The 25139-nt window shown below is 60.8% G+C and carries 11 protein-coding genes; 6 read left to right on the plus strand and 5 right to left on the minus strand.

Annotated features, from left to right (window positions below):
• Window positions 1-116: 116 nt before the first annotated feature.
• The 6 genes from ACLKMW_RS13690 (at window position 117) to ACLKMW_RS13715 (ending at window position 17331) form a co-directional block, all read left to right on the plus strand.
• Window positions 117-5291 carry a DEAD/DEAH box helicase gene (locus ACLKMW_RS13690; protein WP_415725016.1) on the plus strand — a complete coding sequence of 1725 codons (5175 nt, stop codon included), beginning with the start codon at window positions 117-119 and terminating at the stop codon, window positions 5289-5291.
• A gap of 4 nt (window positions 5292-5295) precedes the next feature.
• A complete protein-coding gene (locus ACLKMW_RS13695) occupies window positions 5296-8061 on the plus strand; it encodes a helicase-related protein (protein WP_415725017.1) in 2766 nt (921 codons plus the stop codon).
• A gap of 3 nt (window positions 8062-8064) precedes the next feature.
• On the plus strand, window positions 8065-12552 hold the full coding sequence (locus tag ACLKMW_RS13700; RefSeq protein WP_415725018.1) for an Eco57I restriction-modification methylase domain-containing protein: 4488 nt from the start codon (window positions 8065-8067) through the stop codon (window positions 12550-12552).
• Window positions 12536-14518, plus strand: coding sequence for a chromosome segregation protein SMC (locus tag ACLKMW_RS13705; protein ID WP_415725019.1), 1983 nt, complete (start codon window positions 12536-12538; stop codon window positions 14516-14518). Before ACLKMW_RS13700 ends, ACLKMW_RS13705 begins: the two co-directional genes overlap by 17 nt.
• A 96-nt stretch (window positions 14519-14614) precedes the next feature.
• Window positions 14615-16573, plus strand: coding sequence for a DUF262 domain-containing protein (locus tag ACLKMW_RS13710; RefSeq protein WP_415725020.1), 1959 nt, complete (start codon window positions 14615-14617; stop codon window positions 16571-16573).
• Window positions 16570-17331, plus strand: a complete 762-nt coding sequence (locus ACLKMW_RS13715; protein WP_415725021.1) for an HNH endonuclease — start codon at window positions 16570-16572, stop codon at window positions 17329-17331. Before ACLKMW_RS13710 ends, ACLKMW_RS13715 begins: the two co-directional genes overlap by 4 nt.
• Window positions 17332-17477: 146 nt before the next feature.
• Here ACLKMW_RS13715 and ACLKMW_RS13720 read toward each other — a convergent pair whose 3' ends face one another.
• The 5 genes from ACLKMW_RS13720 to ssb form a co-directional block, all read right to left on the minus strand.
• On the minus strand, window positions 17478-17927 hold the full coding sequence (locus tag ACLKMW_RS13720) for a hypothetical protein (protein ID WP_415725022.1): 450 nt from the start codon (window positions 17925-17927) through the stop codon (window positions 17478-17480).
• Window positions 17920-19287, minus strand: a complete 1368-nt coding sequence (locus ACLKMW_RS13725; RefSeq protein WP_415725023.1) for a hypothetical protein — start codon at window positions 19285-19287, stop codon at window positions 17920-17922. The genes ACLKMW_RS13720 and ACLKMW_RS13725 overlap by 8 nt, the downstream gene beginning before the upstream one ends.
• A gap of 643 nt (window positions 19288-19930) precedes the next feature.
• Window positions 19931-21529, minus strand: a complete 1599-nt coding sequence (locus ACLKMW_RS13730; RefSeq protein ID WP_415725024.1) for a tyrosine-type recombinase/integrase — start codon at window positions 21527-21529, stop codon at window positions 19931-19933.
• Entirely contained in the window at window positions 21522-22658 is a 1137-nt protein-coding gene (locus ACLKMW_RS13735; RefSeq protein ID WP_415725025.1) for a tyrosine-type recombinase/integrase, read from the minus strand. Before ACLKMW_RS13735 ends, ACLKMW_RS13730 begins: the two co-directional genes overlap by 8 nt.
• Window positions 22659-24285: 1627 nt before the next feature.
• Window positions 24286-24786 carry a single-stranded DNA-binding protein gene (ssb, locus tag ACLKMW_RS13740; RefSeq protein ID WP_415725026.1) on the minus strand — a complete coding sequence of 167 codons (501 nt, stop codon included), beginning with the start codon at window positions 24784-24786 and terminating at the stop codon, window positions 24286-24288.
• Between the last annotated feature and the right edge of the window lie 353 nt (window positions 24787-25139).

Consider the following 25139-nt stretch of genomic DNA (forward strand, 5'->3'; position numbering starts at 1 on the left):
GCGGCACGCCGGGCTGTCGCTGGTCTTTGGTGCTGACGGGCACCAACCCCTGCCCTATTACATCGCTCATATGATTGCGTCGGTTTGCAGCTTGGTCGAGCCGACGGGAGGTTCGTATGAAAGCCTTTGATTTTGACCACTACCTCATCGAGAATTACGCTCATTTTTCGAGGTCGTTCAGCACGATCAGGGCTGCGGACCTGCGCGATGCGATCTCTCGCGAGTATGATGAGGGCCGCTTCTGGCCAGACGCGCTGCTTTCACTGAACCCCAGATATGAGGCTGGTCCATCAGTCGACGACCTCGTCGCTTCGGGCGATCTCGATCCTGCCACGGCTCAGGTGTTCCGCTTCGAATCGACGCCGCTCAGGTTTCATGCGCATCAGGGCCAGGCAATCGCCAAGGCGAAGGCCGGCCAAAGTTTCGTGGTGACCACTGGGACGGGATCGGGAAAGTCACTCTGCTTTTTCGTGCCGATCGTCGATGCCATCATCAAGGCCCGCAAAGCCGGCGACGCGGCTCGAACACGCGCCATCATCGTCTATCCGATGAACGCCCTGGCCAACAGTCAGCTGAAGGAGATCGACAAGTTCATCAGCCAGTCGGGGCTGCCAGCAGATCTCAGGCCTACCATCAGGCGGTACACAGGCCAGGAATCTCAGGAGGAGCGGCAGGCAATAGCAGCAAATCCGCCCGATGTTCTTCTCACCAACTTTATGATGGCGGAACTCCTGCTCACGCGACAGGACAAAGTCGACGCACGTGTCGTCGAGAATACCAAGGGCCTTGAGTTCATCGTACTCGACGAGCTTCACACCTACCGTGGCCGGCAAGGTGCGGATGTGGCCATCCTCGTCAGACGGCTCCGGGATCGCTGTGCCCCCGACAAGGCACCGATCTGCATCGGCACATCGGCGACAATGGCAAGTGAAGGGAGCGACGAGGCTCGGGCGCAGGTCGTCGCGGATGTCGCCTCCAGGCTGTTCGGAGCCAGTGTCGGTCCGGATGCCGTCATTGACGAATCCTTGCGGCGCGCGACCGATGACGCACTAGTCCTGGAAACAGTCATCCCGCAGCTTAGTGCGGTCCTTGAGAACGACCTGCCCGAAGGACTGACAGACGCTGACCTCGCCAGACATCCACTCGCCGTTTGGGTCGAGCTCGCGCTAGGTTTGGACGATGGCCTTGTCCTCAAACGTCGTAAGCCCCTGCCATTTGGCGAGGCTACCCAAATGCTGTCACTGACCAGCGGCGTTGCCCCCGAACGCTGTGGAAAAGTACTCGAGCGGTTCCTGACGCGCGTCAGTCTTCCGGAACGGGACCGCGGAGGAAGTGGCGAGCATTCCTTCCTTGCGTTCAAGCTCCACCGATTCATTTCTGGTGCGGGCGACGTCTTTACGACACTGCGACCGCGTCCGCGCCGAGTGCTCCTCGATGGGCAGCTCGAAGACCCAGATGCTCCCGGCGTGCGGCTTTATCCGACTCGTTTCTGCAGGCAGTGCGGGCAGGAATATCATGTCGTGACGAAGTGTGACCGACCCGACGGCGTCTTCTTCCTGCCGCGCAATATCGACGACACGCCGATCGAAGGCGACGACGATACTGACGTGGCTGGCTACCTTACGCCAACGGGCGATGGCGATCCCGACTATCGGTTTGACGGTACCATTGAGAGCTACCCGGAGAGCTGGGTCGAGGAGCGCAGTGGAAACCTGAAGATCAGGTCGAACCGGTCCAAGCGACTACCGAAGCAGGTGTCGGCCGGAGAAGATGGATCCTACGGCCAGAGTGGCGAGTCCTTCTGGTTTATCCCAGGCAAGTTCGCCTTCTGCACCTCCTGTCTCGACGAGACCCATGGCGGAGCACGTGAACGGACCAAGCTCGCCGGCCTCACCGCGGAGGGCAGGAGTTCCGCAACCACGCTGCTCGTTTCGAGTGCGCTTGAGTGGTTGAACAAGCCCGATAGCGGTGTGGACGAGTCCAAGCGGAAGCTTTTGGGGTTTACCGACAACCGCCAGGACGCGGCGCTCCAAGCAGGACACTTCAACGACTTCCTCTTCGTCAGCCTCCTTCGAGGTGCGATTCTGCGCGCCGTCATCGATGCCGGTCCAGACGGCCTGAGCGAGGACGAATTCGGACTGCGCGTTGTCCGATCTCTCGGCTTTACCGCTTCGAACAAGGACTCCCGCATCCACTGGATGCTTGATCCGGAGGCAGGCGCCGTCATTCGCAGCGATGCCGAACGCGCGCTGGCGAAGGTGCTGGCGCATCGGGTCTGGACCGATCTGCGTCGCGGCTGGCGGTTCACTAATCCAAGCCTGTTAGTCCTGAAACTGATCGACGTGGAATTCGTTGGCCTCGACGATGTCGCTGCCGATCGGGAACGGCTCATGGCCATCCTGCCCGAACTGGGAGCGATGAATGTCGCGCAGCGCGCGCATTTGATACGTCTCCTACTTGCCATGATGCTGGAAGGCCTGGCCGTCGGGACCGAGGCGCTGGAACTTGCAATTCTCGATACGGTCGCCCAGAAATCGCGCTCACTCCTGCGGACACCCTGGGCAATCGACAATAAGGAAACCCCGCGCAGCCGGACGACGCTATTCCTGCAATCACCGGGAAAGGCACTGGTGGGCCTACGTGAGGAACAGACCGTTCTCCGCGGTGGTCCGAACTCGCGCATTGCCCGCATGATCAACCGCAATAGTGTCCTCGGCAGGAAACTCGGCAGGGATGACTATCTGACTTTCATGGCCGGGCTGCTCGAGTTTCTTTCCGACGAGGGCCTCGTATCGCTGGTCGAGGCCGATGGCGATGTGCGCGGCTGGCGCATTTCCCCTTCGGCAGTCCGCCTTGTAGCGGGGGCAGCCGTCAGGCGTGGCGAGCCGATTGGAAACCGCTATTTCCACGATCTCTATTCCGGCATCGCCGATCAGTTGGCGGCAGGCGCAAGCGCCTTCTTCGGCCTCGAGGGACGAGAACATACCGCGCAGGTCGCACCCAAGCAGCGGGAGTGGCGGGAGTGGCGCTTCCGCTACGAGATCGAGGACAGGCAGAACATTGCGAAGCTCGAAACTGAAATCAAAGCGAGCGGTGAATCGAACCAGTTCCTGCCGGCTCTGTTCTGCTCTCCAACCATGGAGCTCGGCGTCGACATTTCGGCACTTAACGCAGTCTATCTCCGCAACGTGCCGCCAACCCCGGCGAACTATGCCCAGCGTGCCGGGCGAGCGGGCCGTTCGGGCCAGGCGGCAGCAATTGTGACCTATTGCGCTGCCCAATCACCGCATGACCAATATTTCTTCGAGCGACGTACCGAGATGGTGTCCGGTGTGGTGCGGCCACCAGCTCTGGACATTACGAATAAGGATCTGGTGACCTCTCATCTGCAGGCAGTCTGGCTGGCCGAGGCTGAACTTGCGCTGTCGCCGGACATTCCCGAAATCCTCAACCTGCAGGAACCGGGGTTTCCCTTGAAGGATGAAATCCGCGCGGTGACCGAGGCGCCCGGACTTGTTGGTAAGGCACAGGCGCCCATGCGCCGCGTTCTCGCGCAGATACTTGCTTCCGTCGGTGGTCGTACGCCCCAATGGATGGGTGACCCGGACGATTTCATCACCGAAGTGGCGACCCGATCCCCGGCGGCGCTACACCACGCATTCGATCGATGGCGCGAACTTTACAACTCCGCCCGCTCGCAACTGATCGAAGCCAACAAGCGATCCCAGATAACGGGTCTGTCCGGTGCGGATCGGCGCAAGGTCAAGGCCGCACAGGGGCAGGCGATGGACCAGATCACGATTCTGGAACAGGGAGGCACAGCAAACGGCTCCGATTTCTACTCTTACCGATATCTCGCGACGGAAGGCTTCCTGCCCGGCTACAACTTTCCGCGACTGCCCCTCTACGCCTTCGTTCCAGGTGAGGGAAAATCAGGCTCTTTCCTCCAGCGTGCGCGCTTTCTTGCGATCTCTGAATTCGGCCCGCGCAGCCTCATCTATCATGAGGGGCGCGCGTTCCGTGTCATGAAGGCCAAACTGCCGCCCGAAACACGGACGTCCGACGGCCAGGAACTCGCCACCCATGATATCACGATCTGCCCAAATTGCGGGGCGGCGCATGAGGGCGAAAGGGATCGGTGCCACGCGTGTAACACGCATATGGCCGGAGAAATTCCGGTCAAGCGCACATTGCGGATTGATAATGTCGAGGCGACGCCGACTGAGCGGATTACAGCCAACGACGAAGAACGTGTCCGTCAAGGCTTCGAGATCCAGACGGTGTTTTCATGGCCGACTAAGAATGGTCGACTTGACGTCACTGAGGCCGAATTCAGTGTCGCGGATCACACGCTGCTCAACATGCAATATGCCAACAGTGCAGAGATCAGCCGCATCAACAAAGGGCTGAAACGACGCAGAGACAAGACCGTGCTCGGTTTCATGATCGATCCGAGGACAGGGTATTGGGCCAAAACTGAGGATGAGGACCCGGAAGCTGACCTGCCGCCGGACGCAGCCCGGCCGGTGCGCATCGTGCCGATCGTACGCGATCACAAGAATGCGCTTCTGATCCGGTTCCATGACCCTGAGTCCTATGATCCAACGACGACGGCAACCGTGCAGCATGCCCTAATGCGTGGCATCGAAGTCGTGTTCCAGCTCGAGGAAGGCGAAGTTCTCGGCGAGCCCTTGCCGCAGCGGGAAAACCGTCGAGCAATCCTTGCCTACGAAGCTACAGAGGGCGGTGCCGGGGTTCTGAATCGCCTGATAGAGGATTCGGGCGCGCTCAACCGAGTTGCCCGTCAGGCACTCGACATCATGCATTTCCAGTGTGTCGATGAGGCCATTTCCGCCGGCGATCCGGCACTGCTCAAGGACCGTGAAGGCCAGGCATGCGTGCGCGGCTGCTACCGATGCCTGCTTTCCTATTTCAACCAGCCTGATCATGAGCTGATTGATCGGACAAGCGAGGAGGCAAAGAAATTCCTCGTCGACCTGGCCCGAGGAACGATGACGGTGGCAAGTGTTCCAAGGTCTACCTCCATCACACGGGACTGGCCAACTCTGTTCTCTCAGGCAGGGCTTCCGGCAGCGGATACGAACGGAGTGACGCTGGCCGAAGCGACCCTTTCCTTCGCCTGGCGCAGTCATTTCGTGGCCGCCAAGGAGGGCGAGATATCCCCGAAGGTCCGGGAGGCTGCCAACGCCAAGGGCTGGACGCTCTTCCAGCTTCCAGATGCTCCTGACGCCGCGCTCCCGCCGGACCTCATAGCCATGTTGAAGGAATGACCTGATGACCGTATCGTTTGCTCCCGGGGATCTTGTTCGGGCGCGTGGTCGGGAATGGGTCGCCCTGCCCCCGCCGCGTGCCGGGGTGCTGGCCTTGCGCCCGCTTTCCGGCAGCGAGGCCGACACCGTCCTGCTCGATCCCCAGTTCGAAATGGACCCAGTCGCTACCGCCCGGTTCGACCTGCCCGCGGGGGCAGTACCGACGGTTCAGTCGAAAGCTGCCCTGCTTGCAGATGCGCTCAGGCTGACCCTGCGGCGCGGAGCAGGCCCCTTCCGCTCTGCAGCGCAACTCGCCTTCGAACCCCGGACCTACCAGCTCGTGCCGCTGCTGATGGCGCTGCGCCTGCAGGTGCCGCGCCTGCTCATCGCCGATGACGTCGGTATCGGTAAGACGATCGAGGCTGGCTTGATCCTGCGGGAGCTGATGGACCGCGGCGAGGTTGACGCGTTCTCTGTCCTCTGCCCGCCGCATCTCGTCGACCAGTGGGCAACCGAACTGAAATCCCGCTTCGGGATCGATGCTGTCGCCGTCACGTCCGGATCGGCAGCGCGCCTCGAGCGCGGCCTGCCGCTCGCGCAGACGCTCTTTGACGCCTATCCCTATACGGTGGTCAGCCTCGACTACATCAAGGCCGAAAAGCGTCGTGAAGGATTCGCACGTGCCTGCCCCGATTTCGTCATCGTCGACGAGGCGCATGCCTGCGTGGGCACCCACAAGGGCAAGCAGCAGCGTTTCGAGCTTCTTCAGGGCCTCGCGCGCGCCCCGGAAAGGCGGCTGATCCTGCTCACCGCCACGCCGCATTCCGGCGACGAGGAGGCCTTCGCCCGCCTTCTGTCGCTGGTCGATCCGGAATTCGGATCTCTGAATTTCGACGACGCCCGTTATCGCGAGCGCCTGGCCCGGCATTTCGTGCAGCGCCGAAGGATCGACCTCATATCGGGAGAATGGCACGAGGAGCGCGCCTTTCCCAAGCACGAAACCACCGAGATGCCCTACGCTCTGTCGAAGACGCATCAGGATTTCCACGAGGCGGTACTCGACTACTGCCTCGGCGTCGTGTCGCGTGCCGGTGGCGGCCAGCGCGAGCGGCGCCTGGCTTTCTGGGGTACGCTGGCGCTGATGCGCTGCGTCGGCTCGTCGCCCGCGGCCGCGCTCAGCGCGCTCCGCAACCGCATGTCGAACGAAGCCGACCGCCTCGAGCCCCAAATCTATGATGAGGACGGAGATGATGAGGATGCCGTTGACATAGAGCCGAGCGCTGTGTTCGACGCCGATCCGGCTCTTATGGGCCTGGTCGGGCATGCCGAACGGCTGGCGAAGGATTCCGACCCGAAACTCGACTCCCTGATCGACATCCTGGGGCCGCTATTGAAGAAGGGGGCGAATCCTGTCGTCTTCTGCCGATATCTGGCCACCGCCGAGCACGTTCGCGGCGGCCTGCGAAAGGCATTCCCGAAGCTGAGAATCGAGTCCGTCACTGGTGTGCTCACGCCAGATGAGCGGCGCGACCGCGTAGCGGACATGGCGGTCGCCGAGGACGAGAAAGACGTACAGCGGCTCTTGGTCGCTACCGACTGCCTTTCGGAAGGCATCAACCTCCAGCAGCTCTTCGATACCGTGGTCCATTACGATCTGTCCTGGAATCCTACCCGACACCAACAGCGGGAAGGCCGGGTCGATCGCTTCGGCCAACCTGCCGAACTCGTCCGCTCGATCATGATGTTCTCGCCGGACAGCGCCATCGACGGCGCCGTCCTCGAAGTCGTTCTCGATAAGGCAAAGAAGATCCGCGAGGCCACAGGAGTGACCGTTCCCTTGCCGGAAGATCGAGGCCCCGTAACCGACGCGCTGATGGCTTCAGTCATGCTTCGCCGTGGAACTACGAGGCAGCTTGCGCTTGATCTCCGGCTCGACGACGGGACCAGAGTCATGGAGACGCGCTGGCGCGATGCGGAAGAAAACGAAAAGAAATCACGGACGCGCTTTGCCCAGAACGCAATGAAGCCTTGGGAAGTGGCTCCCGAATGGGAGAAGGCCACCAGGTTCCTAGGCTCTCCGGAGGCTGCGCGCGTGTTCGTGGAGCGCGCTATGGCGCGCTTCGGCGTGCCGCTCGAGCCACGGAAATCCCTGGTCCTGGCTCATGTGCATGCGCTGGAAGGCAGCCTGCGCGAACGCCTGGAACAGCGCGGCATATTCGGGTCCGTGCGGCTCGCCCTGGCGGAGCCAGCGCCATCCGGAACCGCGCTTCTCACCCGAACGCATCCTTTGACCGCGACGCTGGCGGAATCACTCGTCGAAGCCTCGCTCGATCCCGAAAGCCTGCCTGGCCTCGGCATCGGCCGCGTCGGCGCATGGCCGACGCCAGCCGTCGAGCGCGTCACCCGTATCGCGCTGCTGCGCATCCGCTACAAGCTGACCGTCCACGCTCGCAGGGAACGGCTGTTGCTCGCGGAGGAAGCGGCGCTCGTCGCCTTGCACGGCGACCGTGTCGTCGCCTCCGGCGAGGAGGCGCGTATCCTGCTCGATACGCCCGCCGCCGCCGATCTCGCGACCTCCGCGAGGGGTCGCTTCGTCGGGCGCGCCCAAGAGGACCTGCCACGGCTGGTCGATGGCCCGCTTGCCGATTTCGTGCGCGCCCGAGCCGACGAGCTTGCCGAGGACCATGCCCGACTGAGAGCGGCGGCCGGGTCAGCCTCGCGCGTCACCGTCGAGGGCGTTCAGCCGGCCGATGTCATCGGCCTCTTCGTCCTCGTGCCGAGCGAGGCGTAATCGATGGCGCGCAAGCAGGTTACAGACATGTCCGCCTGGCCCTCCCTCGCCATAGAGGGCAACCTCATCGCTCCCGCGATGGTCGCCAGGCTCGTTGGCTTCGAGGCCGACGAGCAAACGGAAGAGAGCTACGGCATCCGCAAGGGGCTGACCATCCGGGAGGAGATATCGCTCGCCTTCCGTGTCGGCCAGTCGCATTTCGACGCCTTCACCAAGCTGCAGCATCCGTCGGCAGAGGCGACGCGCCGGTTCATACGCGCGTTCCTGAACGAAACCTTCGGCTTCGCGGATTTCGCGGACGGGTCCGGGGCGATCGCGCTCATCGCCGGAGACCGAGTCCCAGTCGTTGTCGTGCCCCCGAACGAACCCCTAGACAGGCGCAGCCCGACGCTGTCGACCGACAGGTCACGATCCCCGGCCTTCGCCCTGCAGGATTCCCTCAACGACCGCGACGAAGTACTCTGGGGTCTCGTCACAAACGGTGCGCAACTGCGCCTGATGCGCGACAACGCCTCGCTGACGCGCCCCGCCTATGTGGAAGCCGACCTCGCCCAGATCTTCGCCAACGAGGATGCAGCCTCCTTCGCCGCGCTCTGGTTGATTATCCACCGTTCGCGCTTCAGTGCTCCGGGTGCCCCGGCGACCGACTGCGCGCTCGAACGGTGGCGCGAGGCAGGCTCGCGCGAGGGCGAAGCGGCGCGAGATCGCTTGGCTGCGCAAGTCGAGGTCGCTCTTCGGGTACTCGGGTCCGGATTCCTTGAGGCCAATCCTGGACTCGCCGCGCGACTGAAATCCGGCGAGCTGCCGCTCACCGAGTGGTTTAACGAACTGCTGCGCCTCGTCTATCGGCTGATCTTCCTGATGGTCGCCGAGGACCGCAATCTCTTGCATCCCGAAAGGGCCGACTCGGACGCGCGAAAGCTCTATGCTGAGGGCTACAGCCTCGCTGCGCTCCGCGCGCGATGTGTGCGGTCAGCCAGCTGGGACCGCTATCATGACCGCTACGAGGGAATGAAGATCGTCTTCCGCGCGCTGGCCCATGGCGAGGCGGGGCTGGCACTTCCGGCTCTCGGTGGGCTTTTCGCCGACGACAGACTGCCCAGCCTCGATGGAGCCCACCTGAGGAACCGCGCCTTCATGGAGGCCGTTTATCGCCTCTCCTGGCTCTCCGACAAGTTGGGCATGGTCCCGGTCAACTGGCGCGCCATGGAGACCGAGGAGCTTGGCTCCGTCTACGAATCCTTGCTCGAACTCCAGCCGCAACTTTCCGAAGACGGCCGCGAACTCGTCTTCGCCTCCGAGGCCACCGAGCAGAAGGGCAACCAGCGCAAAACCACCGGATCCTACTACACGCCCGACAGCCTCGTTCAAGCGGTGCTCGATACCGCGCTTGACCCTGTGCTTGACAGGACTGAGACGGAAGCAGACGATCCCGCCACGGCGCTGCTGAAACTCTCCGTCATCGACCCGGCTTGCGGCTCCGGCCATTTTCTGCTGGCCGCCGCGCGGCGCATCGCTACCCGGCTGGCCCGCATCCGCGCAGAGGGCACGCCGTCGCTCGCCGACTTCCGCCATGCGCTTCGCGATGTGGCGCGCGCCTGCATTCACGGTGTGGACCGCAACCCGATGGCCGTGGAGCTCACCAAGGTGGCGCTGTGGATCGAGACGGTGGATCCCGGCCTGCCGCTCGGCTTCTTCGATGCGCAGATCCGCTGCGGCGACGCGCTGCTCGGCGTCTTCGACCTGAAGGCCCTGGAGGAAGGCATCCCCGATGCCGCCTACAAGCCGCTGACGGGCGACGACAAAACCGTGGCCAGGTACTATGCGGCCAAGAACAGGCGCGAGAAGGCCGAGCGCGACCAGATCGCTTCCGGTTTCGGCTTCAATCGCCAGCGTGACCTCACCCGCGAATTCGCGGCCCTGCGCGTCATGCCGGAAAACACGCTTGCAGAGATCGAGGCCAAGGCAGCACGGCTGACGGCGCTGACCGGACAGGGTGCTGCGAGCTATGCGCTTGCCCGCGCCTGCGACCTCTATGTCACAGCCTTTCTCGCGCCGAAGATCACGGTTCCGCAGACGGCCGGACCGGACGGCCTGCCCAGGCGCGGCGCCGAGACCGTGCCGACCTCCGGCACGGTGTGGGAGCTTTTGCGCGGGATGCAGCCGTATGGCCTGCTGGTCCAGGAGGCCGAACGCGCGCTCGACGGCGTCCGCGCCTTCCACTGGCCGTTGGAGTTCCCGGATGTCATCGGACGCGGTGGATTTGATGCGGTGGTGGGAAATCCGCCATGGGAGGTTATGCAGCTTTCGGAGACGGAGTATTTCGCATCCCGCAAGCCGGAAATCGCCGTTCTCGCCGGCGCGGCGCGCAAGAAGGCAATCGAAGGGCTGGAGCAGAGCGACCCCGATGCATTCCGGGATTTCGTTGTCGCTAAGCGCCAGTTCGACGCCAGCAATGAGTTCGCCAGGGAATCCGGGCGCTTCGACCTGACCGCACGCGGCAAGGTCAACACTTATTCACTTTTCGCCGAGTTGTTTTCGGGCTTGGCCGGGTCCAACGGCCGCGCCGGAGTGATTGTTCCGACCGGGATCGCGACCGATGCGTCTACCGCGCCGTTCTTCGCCGCACTGGTCGAGAGCAAACGACTAGCGCGGCTGGTGGATTTCGAGAACCGCGCGAAACTGTTTCCAGCTGTCGACAGCCGCATGAAATTCTGCCTGCTGACACTCGGCCAGAACGAGGGCGAGGCCCGTTTTGCCTTCTTCCTGACCGACCCTGCGCAACTGGGCGACCCCGAGCGCAACTTCACCCTTTCACCTGAGCAGATCGCCGCAATCAACCCAAACACTCGCACAGCGCCAGTGTTCCGCTCCCGTTGGGACGCAGAGTTGACAGCGCAGATGTTCCGTAAGTCGTCTATTTTCATCCTAGAAGGCGAAGATGGCAGAAACCCCTGGAGCGTGGACTTCCACACGCGGCTCTGGAACATGGGAGAAGATGCCGAGCACTTCTCTTTGCTCTCAGAAATCGAAGCGGGTCGATTTTCAAACGGTCACCAACACTCCGGATTCACCCGCGGCCCCACCGAGCTTGGTTTGCCAATTTTGAGATTTGCGAAGCCCAATGAAGACCAAACGCCCCTGTTCGAAGCCAAGACATTTCACCAATTTGATCATCGGTGGGTGACCTACCCTGGCGGTGGAAACGTCAGTTCGCTCTCGCCGGAACAAGTGAAACGCGAGCCTACTTTCGAGCCAGAGCCTCGATACTGGGTTTCCTTTCAAGAGATGGAACGGCGCCTTGAGACTCAGGCCTGGCCATTCTCGTGGCTCGTTGCTCTTAGAGAAATCACGAACGCGACAAATGAGCGAACGGTAATTGCATCGTACTTACCGAGGACGGCTGTCAGCCACACGGCGACGCTCGTTTTTCCACGCATTGCATCCGAACAGGTGCCGTGCCTCTTGGCAAACTTGAACTCTCTGGCATTGGATTTCTGCGCACGCCAACTGATTGGTGGCACCCACTTGACGCTTAGCCTGATCCGACAACTTCCCGTCTTCGCCCCCTCCTTCTACACGCTGCCGCGCCGCGACTTCATCGTCCCGCGCATTCTGGAACTTACCTACACCTCGCATTCGCTCGCCCCCTTCGCCCGCGATCTCGCCTTTGATGGCCCGCCCTTCGCCTGGGACGAGGACCGCCGGGCGTACCTGCGCGCCGAACTCGACGCCTTCTACGCTCGCGCCTATGGCCTTAGCCGCGACGAGCTTCGCTACATCCTCGACCCCGCCGACATGAAGGGGCCGGACTATCCGTCCGAGACCTTCCGCGTGCTGAAGGAAAAGGAAATCCGCCAGTACGGTGAATACCGCACTCGCCGCCTCGTCCTCGAAGCGTGGGACCGGATGGAGACCGACGCAACATTCACTGATCTGAGGCTAGGTGCTGACGCAGTCGAAAAACCAGCAGCTCCTGTCATGCAACGCCCCGTCCTTGCTGACCTGCCGGATCGCGCGTGGGAACGGTCTAGTCCGCAGGCGAGTGACGCCGGCGCATCTCTCACAGCCATCCTGAAGGCGATTGATGGACCGACACCAAGCCGTGACGTTCGACTTGCAACCGTGATGATGCTCGAGCCACACCTATTGACCTCGCTGCTGACCGACGATGAAGCGCGTGAATGGCGTCGGCTCATCGGACGGGAAGCCGAGCCTCGCTCAGGCAACGTCATAGGATTCGCCGCACGCACCAATCAGGGCTGGGGGACCGCTGTAGCCAACCACCGTGGCAACGGCCGTCTCATTGAGGATATGGCAGCCGGCACGTGGGCGCCGGGCTCAGGTCTCGACGCGTTCGACACCTCCGGATGGCCAGATGGGCGTGCAGGATTCGTGCTGGAGACGGTAGGCGCGATGGATTTGGAGACAGCTGTCACCTCCATGCCGGACGAGATACGGGGTTGGATCAGGGATGCCGCTGCAGCATGAGATGTTCACGCAGCCTAAGCTGAGCCTGGCGGTGCCGCCCGGCTCGAAGGAACCGCGTCTCTGGGTGAGACGGCTGGTCATTTGGGAGAGCCCGGGAGGAGAGAAAATTCGCGACATCTCTCTGCGCCCAGGCCTGAACATCCTGTGGTCCCCGGACGGGCTCGAAGAAGAGCGGGGACCGGGAACTGCTCGAACGATCGGCCACGGCAGTGGCAAGACGCTCTTCTGTCGCCTGATCCGATACTGCCTGGGAGAGCATCGCTTCGCCGACGAGATCCAGCGCGATCGCATCGCCATCGCCTTCCCGAACGGGATCGTCGGCGCGGAGGTGATGCTAGACGGTGTCTGCTGGGCGGTTCTGCGTCCCTTGGGCCTCCGGCGGCGGCACGTGGCCGTCCCTGAAGGAAATCTTGATGAGATCGCAGCCGGTGATGGCACTACGACAAGCATCGACCCGCTCGTCGACGCGATCGAGCAGAGCATCCTGACCCCCGCTGTCGCCAGCCTGGCTCGACTTCAATCTGGTCAGAAGGCGTGGCCCATAGCCCTGGCTTGGCTGACGCGGGACCAGGAATGCCGCTTCGACGATGTCCTTGATTGGCGGTCTCCGGCGTCGGGTTCTGATGCCCCGATGCCTGCCAGCGGACGGGAGGTAGGCCCTCGCCGGGAGGCGCTGCGCGCCTTCCTGATGGCGATCACCGAGGAAGAACAAGAGACACGTCGCGAGGAGGAGAAAGCTCGGGCAGCCCTGGTCGAAGCCGAACGAATCCTTGCCCATCTCGACTGGGACATTGGTCGACGGATGAAGCGACTGGTCGATCAGTTGGGACTTGGGGATGATCCTTTGCCTGACATGCCGCTCCTTCTGGACGTCTTCAAGCAGGCATCCGGCGAACGGGTCAGTGCGGCCGCCAGCCTACCCACCGGCGATGTCGCCGAACTGGCCGAGGCCCGTAGGCTGCTGCGCGAGGCCCGGGAAGGATTCCTGCGAGACGACGAGGAACGGGTCCGGATCGAGACCCAGTTGCCGCTCGCGCGTCAGGTTCTGACCTTGTTCAACAGTGAGGTACCAGGTCTTTCGTTCGCAGTGGGAACTGCGGCCAGTCAGGTTTGCCCCATCTGCGAAGTTCCTATCGACCGGGTGCTCGCGACCCAATGCGGGCTATCGCACAAACTCCATGATGAGGCTCAGTGCCGTGCTCGCCTCGAAACCGCCCGTCAGGCTGTCACGGACCAGCAGGATACGATCGACAAGCTGACCGACCGCCTCCAGGACCTCCAACCGATCCTTGCGCTCGGCCGTCAGTGGCTGGAAAGGGCCGAGCAGCGGGTACGCAACATCGAGACCGTCAGCGACACGCGGTCATCGTCCTGGCGAGCAGCGACGCGTCTGCAAGAGGACGTGGACCGCTTTGCCGAGCTGTCGGCTGAGCGAGAGGACGTGAAGAAGAGCCTGCGCAGGCTTGAAGACAAACTCACGGCTGAACGGGGTAAACTGGCTGCGTTCCGAGACAGGCAGGCGGTGACGTTTGCGAAAATCTCGGAAAAGTTCGCGGGCATTATTCGACACCTGCTGGCTGAGGAGGCAAAGGGAACTGTCGTCCTTACGGGCACCGGGCTGGACATCTCCGTCGATCTGGATGGCGACCGCAGGACAGCCGCAATCGAGTCCTTGAAGGTGCTCGCGTTTGATCTCGCATGCCTGTGCCTTAGCGCCGAGGGGGCCACGCGTGTTCCGGCATTCCTGATCCACGATAGCCCGCGCGAAGCGGACCTTAGTCTGATCATCTACGACGAGCTCTTCAGCCTCGTCCGCGAGTTGGAGCAAGCGACCGAGACGCCTTCCTTCCAGTACATCGTCACCACGACCACTCCGCCGCCGGAGGGGCTCCGGGAGAAGCCCTGGCTAGTCGAATCCTTGCGCGGGCCCCCCGCTTCCGAACGCCTCATGCGGCGAGACCTGTAGGGATTCATTTCGAAGTGATACGGGAAAATTCCGCGATTGTGATGGAGACAGGGATTTCGTCCTGCGGCTGTAGGACGTTCGTCTATGGGGGATTGAATGCAGGTTGGAATGGTCAATGTTCAGCGGCTCTTTGGCCGCGAGGTGCACTATGCGGTGCCGCTCTACCAGCGGCCCTATGTCTGGAATGAACAGGACCAGTGGCGCCCGCTGTGGGATGATCTGCAGCCGCTGGCCGAGATGGTGGCGAACGGACAGCAGGGCCGCGCGCACTTCATGGGCGCCTCGGTCCAAGAGCCGATCCCGGTTCCTTCAGGCGCGACTGAAACGCGGCGGGTGATCGATGGACAGCAGCGTCTGACGACGCTGCAGATGCTTCTGAAGGCATTCCGGGACGTCGCCTTGACGCGCGGCCACTCCCCTCACGCACAGGCCATCGATGGGCTGCTGAGGAACGGCGATCCGCTGATCGCCGACGCGCCAAAACGATTGAAGCTGTGGCCGACCCGCACGGACCAACAGGACTACCAGCATGTGATGGATGCAGCCTGTCCGGCCGAATTGCTGCAGGCGCTCGGAAAGCCTGGCGCGTCCTATCCGCTCAAGAACCACAACATCGCCAACGCCTATCTGTTCTTCCACAAGGAGATCGACGCCTGGCTCACGGCAGAGGAAGCCGATCTCGCGTCTCGCGTAAAGGGACTCTACGGCGCGATCCGCGACCAGCTCCGGCTCGTGGTGATCGACCTTGATGAGAAGGACGATGCCCAGGCGATCTTCGAGACGCTAAACGCCAGAGGAGCGCCGTTGCTCTCGGCCGATCTCGTGAAGAATGACCTGCTGAGCAAACTGCCGCCAAGCGAAGCGGATGAGGCGTACCGACGCTACTGGCAGAGCTTTGACAGCGACGGAGCTTTCTGGCGGGAATTGATCGGCCGCGGTCATGCGCAGCGAGCCCGTATCGAAACCTTCCTCCAACACGCGCTTACGCTGCTTACGGGCGAGATCGTCAGCCCCGGTCATCTTTATAACGCCTACCTCGACTTTGCCGGAACGCCAGCCGCCGGAACGGCGCTCGAATTGCTCGCCCGGTTCAAGCGACTGGGCGACATCTATCGGCGCCTCCTCGAGCCGCAGAGTGACGAACGGCTCGCGCGCTTCTTCTACCGTCTGCACACGTTGGACGTGGTGACGGCCTGGCCCTTCATCCTGGCGCTTTACGACCGTCACGAGCACCGGCCGGACGTGATTAGGAACGTCCTGATTGATCTCGAGTCCTATCTCGTCCGGCGCATGGTCTGCCGCCTGAGCACGAGGGGCTACGGCACGGTCTTCGCCGCGCTGACCGGGGTGGTCACGGCGGAGCCGGACGACGTTGTTGCCGCAGTCCGGGCCGCCTTGCTGGAGGGCGAAGCGGAAGTCGACCGGATGCCGAGCGATACCGAGTTCGAGGCTGCCTGGACCACCTACCCGCTTTATGAAAATCTCACGCGGCCACGCATGCGGTTCCTGCTGGAGACGATGGAAGAGGCGCTGCGGACCGGGTTCGCGGAGGAGACGGCCGCCCCGCGTAATCTGACCATAGAGCACATCATGCCGCAAGGCTGGCGTGAGCATTGGCCGCTTCCGAATGATGGAATTAGGGAGCATCCAGATGGCAAGAGCGATTTGACCTCCGCTGAGCCACATGCAGGCATCTCGGCGTCCGCCGAGGAAAGCGTGAAGAAGCGCGATCGCTTGGTTCAAACAATCGGCAATCTCACGCTGCTCACGAAGAGGTTCAATCCCTACCAATCGAACCGCCCCTGGGTTGACGGGAAGGATCCCGAAAGCGGCAAGCGCGCAAATCTGGATGTACACACGATGCTCGCTATGAACCGCAACCTTTGCGATCGGGACCGCTGGACGGAGCACGACATTGAGGAACGTGCGAAACAGCTGTTCGAACTGGCCAAGGCGACCTGGCCACTGCCGGTCAGGCCGATCGTGCCGTCAATCGACGCAGCAGAAACCGTGCCAGGCCCTACCACATCGGCCACAAGCGGGTCTGAGACATGATCGAGCTCCCGCAGAGCTTCGTCGTTGCAGAGGAATGCCGCAAGCTGGCCTGGCAGAACGGCTATCGCCGGCCGCTCGGCGAACGAGACGGCTGGGCTAGCTTTGGGTCTACAACCGCCCAAGGCACGATCCATCTAGCCGCGGCTTCTCCATCCGGACCTTGGTTTCTTGCGCTCGACCATCCCGGCATCGTGGGTGAACTCGGCCTGCCGACAACGGATTTGTCCGGCCCCGGACGCGCGCGCTATCTCTTCGAATCCTTGGGCGAGGTCTATTCCGTCATGCCGCGGGTCTATGCCCTGGGCGTCAGCCTGCCGGACGCACCGCTGGAGGCCTTCCATGCTGCGACCCGCAATCTGCCCACGACCACCGAGGCCGAGCGCCTCGTCGTCCAGCGTATCGGACAGGACATCTTTCGCGACCGTCTGCTGGCCTATTGGCAGGGCTGCTGTCCGTTAACGGATATCACTGACACGGCCTTGTTGCGTGCCTCGCACATCATCCCGTGGGCGGCTTGCGAGACAGACGCCGAGCGTCTGGACGTGCACAACGGCCTGTTACTCTCGGCGCTCTGGGATGCTACGTTCGACCGCGGCCTGGTTACCTTCGATGAAGGGGGGCGGCCCGAGTTCTCGTCATTGCTTAGCGAGACGGCCCGCGCCGAGCTGCGCTGGCGGAAGCCCATCCCGTTGACGACGGAGCACGAGCAGCGCCTTTCGTGGCATCGCGCATATCAGTTCAAAAGAGACTCGAGATAACCCGCGGCAAAAGCTCCGACGGCATCCGTGATGACCACATCTGATTGACGCAAGCAGGCTCCTGCAGAAATCCAAGAGATCAAGTCGCTGCCGCATTGTCGGTCTGCGATGAGCAGGCCGCGCCATCGCTCATCCCGGCCACCATCTCACGCAGGCGGTCGCCTTTCAATTGGCGGCAGAGCCGTTTCAAGTTCGGCAGGAGAGATGCCGCGGCAATGCGCATTGTACTGATAGCGGATGAACAGTTCCTCGTAGGTTGAAATGAGAGCCGTGAGCCGCCTTATCTCGATCGCTTGCCTCTCGACCCGCTCGTTAAGATGGAAGGCAGCAAGGTCACCACGAGGGATACGAAGCTTGCTTTTTTCGGCGACTCTCTTGTCGTGATAGGCCGCCTTGATCTGAGCGTACTTGTTGAGCCCCTGTCGGGTCCACTTGTGGCCATAGACCCGCGCGGCCTCGTTTACAATCTGGTCCCATGTGATTGGTCCCCGCCATTCCAGAATCAGTTCGCATATTTCAGTGACGTGCTCTTCGGAAATTCGGACACGAGACTTCGTCTTCAGCCGTGGTCCCATTTTTTGGGGCGCGCTACGCATCGATCAATTCATCCAGACTCCGTTGACCACGCCTACTCGCCATTGCCGGATTCAAATGAACGATCGTTCTGTCCAAGATGTCGGGGTCATTGTGGACGGCAACGATAGCGCGCAGCCCTTCCACGACAGAGCGAATGTGGGCCACATGGTTGGATGCCCCATACGTCTCCTCTTCGGCTTCTAGAATCGCCCTCGCCAATAGCCATTCCTGCTCCTCAAGCATGGTTTCGGCCTCTGCCTTCTGCTGCGGATCACCCTTAATGATAAGGTGTTCTGCGCAGCGGGCGCAGCTTCCGTGATCCGGGCAAGGTGCCAGGCTCCAGTCGGTCACGCAGAGACCTAGATTGGTTGTATGCGCGGTGGCTATGACCTTCTCCCTAAAGGCCTCACGTTCGATCGGGGGCAGCGCGGTATGGATCGCCGCCATTCCACCGCGCATCTGACCGTTTTCCATCAGCCGACGGACTTCCTCGGCCTTCTGCATTCCAGTCACGTGATCGTATTCGGCGTTATGTCGTGCGTCCTTGCGTCCAAACCAGCGTGCGATCTCGTGCTCCGACATTCCGCCTTGTTGAGCGAGTGTGTTCAACCAGTGGCGAAACATATGCGACGTCAGCCGGATAGGATTGCCATCCAGCTCCGTAAATCCGAAGCGGGCGAATACCGAACGGGTTGCGCCTCTACTGGAGCTTCTTCCGGCCAAGAAATCGTGGATCTGCTGGTCGGTCAAAACGCACACAACGCACGGGTTGGTAGCCCTGCATTCGTGACAGAGATTTAGGGGCACAAGGAACAGATGCTCCGAAAGTTTGAGCGGTGGGTACTTATTTGGGAAGCGTTGCATGGAAAGCATGACGGCTTCGATATCTCTCCGGCTGAAATAGAATACCCGATCTATTTCTACTGACGCCGATAACCCCCGCGACTGTGCCCATACCGCACCACCGCGACGCTCAAGATTGAACATTCGAGCGAGATCTTGCGTGGAAAACAGCTGATCCGGTCCCTGGTCATTCTCGGGCGCAAGGAACGCGCGCCCGGGATGCTTCTCAAGCCACCGCGCCACTTGCCGCGCATCCTCACTGTAATGCCTGAGATCACGGATGGCCCGCTTTACGACATCGACCATAGCGGTCGGGATCCACTTGACATCCGGTTTGCCGCCCTTTTCTGGCCAGTACCGAATTCCGTAACGGCGTACTGGTCTTCCCTGCTTATCCAGCTTCGCCTTTCCGTTCTCAAACGTCTCCTCTTCTACTTCGCAGTCCTCCGGGATAGTCAGTGCTTCGTTGACGCGGAATCCACCCGAAACGAGCAGGTCAACGGCGCGCATACGGACGACATCTGCAGGCTTTTCCACGAGATTAGATATTTCCCCCAGAGCCTCATATGCCGCTGGTGACGGCAGCTTCTCCTTTCGCCGTCGATCATGCTCCTTTCCTATCCGCGTATGGTCGTATGCAATCCGAGGAAAGGGATTTGGAAAATCGATTCGAGCCTTAGATATTCCATAGCGGTTCAACCAATCAGCTATCTCAGAGAGATACAGTCCTACTCTATACCTCGAGGACTCTTGCTCCCGGTCCCTGCAGGCGTTTGCCGCTGCCTGGAAATCCGTTCTCAGAAGAAGGCAGGGATCACCATTGCGTTCTACAACAACGTCGTTCAGGTATCGAGCAGCGCGGATTAGAACCGTCAGTATCTCAGGTTGCCTAGGATTTCCTTCATGGCGCAGTCGCACGATCGACCTGATAAAGCTTCCAAAGGGTTCGATCATAGGTGTACGGCCCAACAGGCTCTTCGAGGTGCCGTTCTCATGGGAGGTGAAGTAGAGAACCACCTTCCGTTTTTGATCAGAGGCTCGTATGCTTGCCCAAGCTGTGACGTCCCAGCACGAAGCATCGAAATCAAGGTCAACGCCGAAAGCGGAACTTTGTCGTGCCCTCTCGACCAGAGACGCGAGATTGACCCGAGCGTCGCGAAGGCGGGCGGACGGGAGTTTTCTAGGCGGCATTAAACCGCCCCCGTCGCACCATCTCGATCCGCGTGATCACGTCGGCAATAGCCAAGATTGTCATGTCGAAAAGCATGACCATGTTCGGGTCCTGTCCAGCATCGTGACGTCGCCGGCGTTCTGCGAGCAATGCGCTGAGCGCTTTGTCATGAGGAGCTTCCATCCAAGGCTGAAACCGCACGCAGGTATAGCAGGCGATCGGCGCCGTCAGCCCACAAAACGAGAACGATCCGCAGGTCCCGAGAGCGTCCAATCGATCCGCATTCTTGTCGAAGTGGTAGATGCGACTGCTGCGGCGGTCGCCACGCAGCGCGTCGCCTTCATTCCTGACGAGTGTACCCAAGAACGCCTGGGACAGGGGACCGAGTTGCAGAGCCATTGCGGCATCGAGATGTTCGACGATGTCGCTCTTGGTATCGAAATAGACCTGAACGTTTTGGAGATCGCTATGGTCGAGGAGTTGAGCTACCACACGCTGTGAAGCGCCTTCGCGTACAAGGCGGGTGGCGAACGTATATCGTAGCCGCCTTACCGACACTTTCAAAGGAAGACCTGTTCGGGGAGAGGCCACTCCAAGCGTCTCAACCGAAGATCGAACCAGGTTCGTGAAATCCGAGGCCCGATGATGATAGCGGTAGTCGGAACCTGGCCCGCGCTGGGGAAGATCTTTTCTCGCCGTGCGCCTCCGAAACAGTGGCCGTCCATCGCTATCGCCATGGCGGTCCGGGTATTTTAACTGGTTCTCCTCGATCAGTTGCCCAACAAGCCCACCGATTTCTGGATTTAGCTTTCGCTCCCTGAATTGTGTTCGAGGTTCGGCGTCACCCTTCTTATGCCGGGGAACAGCAAGCTCGTAGATCGTACCCTCGATCTCGGTCTCCGCGATGCGCCTGAAATCTTCCTCGCGCAACAGTGCGAGCGGTCCTGAGTTGGACCCCAAGCCTACGCAGAGCCACAGCGCCACCTGCTCCTGTAGAGAGAGGATCTCCGTTTGGCGGGAGGCGCGAAGCGCATTGTTCAGCGCAACGATCTCGGCGTCTAGCAGCGGCCCCTGCTCGGGATCGGCCGATCGAACCGCATCCCCTTTGCTGTTTCCGCCGAGCACGCGTTCTTCGAGCTGAAACGCCACTTCAGACGAGAATCCGTCAAATCCCTGATCGCAGCACCAGAGGTACCACTTGCGGCCGTAGTGCAACCGATACTCCTGATCTTTGCCCAGGAGATCCCGCATCTCGTCTAAGAAGCTAACCCCAACGTCGTCCTTTTTTCTGGCGGCTTCCTGCAGAGAAGACGTTAGCCAAGCGAAGTAAAGCGCCGTCCAGTTCCCGCTAATCTCTCCCTGAGAAAAGTTGCGGATCAGGTGTCGAAAGTATGCTTGTGAGGCATCCCACACGGGACCCTCCGGAATCGGAACATCGTTCCAATCCAAATACAACGTGCGGCTAGGATGAGGGACACTCCATACCATTCCTGATAAATTCGCAGTCAAACCAGAACGTGTTGTTACTAGCTCCTCCTCATCAGACGCGGCCCCAGAAGGCGCAAAAAACTCGACGCCTGCCAGCGCGTGTGAAGTTTTCTTAGCCATGAACACTTTTCCCCTGTAAACGAAGGCTGATTTCTTGCGCTTGGCGTTCCGTACTCCTGACCGTATATGTTGCTGATCTCTGCGATTTTTTCTTCCAACCCATGAGATAATTCCTCAGGTCCATTTCCCTGGCCTCAGTAAGGCGGGTGTCAGAACTGTTGTGACGCGGCTGTTCTGCCGCTCGTTCCTCATCGCACAGCTCCGAGAAACGGTCGTTCCAATCATGGCGGAGAGTGTGGGGTGAAAAATCCCGAGGAAATTCTGGAAACGACTCTCGAATCAATACGAAGAGGTCGTAGACTGTCCGATTAGCCATTGGCCTCCCATTCTCGGAGACAAAGACAAACGGAGTCTTCTTCGCCCCCGGATACCGGGCCTTGTCATTCCGAGCGCCCAGCCATGTATTGAGCGCTGCCAACAGCGTTGGTCCCACGGCCAGCTCACGATTGGCGGTTTTGACCGACGGCTGGTCGGGCCGCGGATCTTCCGGGTCGTCCGGGCGTCCGTAAACATAGAGCCGAGGCTTGCTGCCCGCCAGGAAGAGATCGGCTCCCTTCAGGACGAGCCCTTCCGCCCTCCGGAGCCCTAGTTCATAGTATGCGAGCAGGAGCGCGTAGTTCCGATCTCGGTGGCAGATTTCGAATGGATTTTCCGCGAATTTTGGATCGATTACTTCAAGGAATCGCGCTCTGAGTTCCGGAACAAGGCCCTTCTTCGGCTTCCCCGATCCACCCGGACGCGCTAGTTCACCAATCATCCGCTTCCAGTCTTCGAGCTTCGCCGACGCAACTTGGTATCGGCCGGACGCAATCGAGATACGATGGATGGCGATCTCAGAGCGCCATCCAAAATAAAGACAGACATGCCGTACGCGACTGTACGTCGTGTCTGCGTTGACGACTTTCCGTTCGCGTCTTGCCTTATCGGTCGCGCGGCCGACTTGCAGCCAATTGACGAGGTCAAGCGATTCCTCGTGCGTGAACAGCTCAACACTGTCGAGCCGGGCATCAAGATCGATGCGCCTTGCGTCCGCCCACTCCCGAGCGAGCCCGATTGATTTCGCCTCTTTTGCGATCGTATTAGCGGCACTACGCTTGGCTCGACGATCTACGACACTATACCGAGTCATCCACGCGTCAGGGAGGTTCGTCTCTCTGCTCTTCAGCAGCGGAAACCGTTCCCCCGAGGAAGAGACCAAAATACTAACCCGATACCCGCGGACTATCTCGTGCCGCTTAGTCGGGGTCCCGTGCATTGCTTCCTCCATCCAGAATGAACCGAGGGCACGGAAAGCAGTGACGCGACGCCTCGCATAGCGCGACACCTTGTTCCGGGATGACGGTGGATCTGGTTCTACTGGTTTCTCTGAGGGCCCTCCTTAGGAACAATATCCCAAAGTCCCGTCGCCCACTTTCACCTGAATTGGGAATATCTGACATTTGCTCGATCCCTCTCGTGTACGTGCACACGTCAGGAGAGCCCGCACCAACCGGCTCGTCAACCAAGGCAGCCGGCGGCCTGGTCGGCGGCATATTCGAGCAAAGGTGACTTGTTAACTAATTGCTTTTTAAGCAATTTACGGATGGTGCAGGATTCGTCTTTGCTACGAATCCTTATAGCCGCAAGGATCGAATCCTTCTGACTTGCAAGCAGAAATCGTCTGTTCAAGGATAGAAAGTTGTGGATAACTCGGTGACCGATTTTGGCCCCTGTGCCGCTGCGGCAACTTCCTGCCGAATCGGCCCGCCGACTCGAATCGGGGAGGAGCACAAGTCGCATTATTATCCGTCAAGGCAACGCCGTCCAGCAGACATTGCAAATCGCATGCCCATCACACCGGCCCAGCCCAATTTCATGCCAGATGATGGCTTGATCTGTCGCGGGCGAGCATGGACAGGTCGGCCCGCGCCGATTACCTCGGGGACCTGCCGAGCGCTGAGGGGCAGAAGCTCCGCGCCCACGGAATGGCGGATCGCGATGCACGAGCCGAGCCGACCCGTTCCATTCCGTGGCACGGGTCCTTGAGGTAGATCGTCAACTAGGACGTGATCGGATTGAAGCTCGCGATTGTTGGCCTTCAAACAGGAAACAATGGCCACCATCACAGGTGCCGTCGAGCGGCAACGGTGCGGACTCCTTCAGCGTTTTGTCGAGAATCCCACAGCGAGCCCAACCGTGGCCTGACGCCCGGTTAAACATCGATAGCATGTCGGAATGCCTGGCCTCCTTTCGTGCCGGCTACCGCACAGCTGTTGCCGTCGACGGCGGCGTGGACCGAACAAATCCACCTTCGGCCCCGAACGAATCCACCTTCGGCCACCAACGCCGCTGCAAGTGGGCAGCGCCCGCCGATGTCGATAGATAGTGATAGGTCCGCGTGGCCCCGACAGAACCTTATTACCGAACATGGCAAGTCGTTCGACGATAATCCGCGCCTTCAGCAGTAGACCGCGCGAAGATCGTTGGCTGGCGCCCGACAGCATTGCCGCGAACGGCGGAGCCACGATCGAGACAGCAACAACGCCTCGCCCGTCGAAAAGGCAAGTCTCCAGCGAACCCCAGCTAGGTGTTTGTTGACACATCTGATGAGAGAAAAAGGCTGTGTTTACTGCGATTGACAAGCTTTATTTACAAGCACAATCGTCCACATGGACAATGCTCCGCAATTGAAGAACTACCGAAGTTTGGTTATTGCGTAAGCTATTGAATCCCCAAACGTATCATGCACTGTGTTTACATAGGGCCTAGACCACCTGTCAGAATGGGATTTCGTCGTCGAGATCGCGCGAGGAACCGCCGCCGCTCCTGCCGCCGCGCCCATAGTCGTCATTTGGACCCGACTGGCCGAAATCGGATCCGCTGCGCCCACCACCGCCATAGCCGACCTGGCCGCCCTCGCCGCCCTGGCCGCGCGCATCCAGCATCTGCAGTTCGCCCCGGAATTTCTGCAGCACGATCTCGGTCGTATAGCGCTCGATGCCGTCCTTTTCCCATTTACGGGTCTGGAGCGAGCCTTCGATATAAACCTTCATGCCCTTCTTGAGATATTGCTCGGCGACCTTTGCAAGGTTGTCGTTGAATATCACCACCTGGTGCCATTCGGTCTTTTCGCGGCGTTCGCCCGAATTCTTGTCGCGCCAGGTTTCCGAGGTGGCAATCCGCAGATTGACGACCGGATCACCGGAATTCAGCCGCCGGATTTCCGGATCCGCGCCAAGATTGCCGACCAGAATGACTTTGTTGACGCTACCCGCCATGACACCGCTCCGCACAGATTCACAGAAACAATTTGTTGGCCGACCCTAGCCCATCAGGGCCGCCGCAGGCGGTTTGCGCCGCCAAATTCGGTCTCTTTCCACAAATTGTTTGTTCTAGATTTGTTCTAGTTGCATCCTGTTGGGATTTCAAGCCCCCGCATTCCCGCCACCGGAAACATGAGAAAGGCCCCGCCGCCTTTTGGCTCGCGAGGCCTTGATGGCTATTTGCCAACTGCCGGGAGTGTTTTACCGGCTTTTCCTTCGGATGCTACGCGGCAGTCAGCCGACGATCCGACCAGTAGTCTCTGATTGTAGGGGGAACGGCAAGTCCAATGCCTGACGGGGAAACCCGT

Source organism: Borborobacter xinjiangensis, from assembly GCF_047739745.1.
Taxonomy (GTDB): Bacteria; Pseudomonadota; Alphaproteobacteria; order Rhizobiales; family Rhizobiaceae; genus Pseudaminobacter.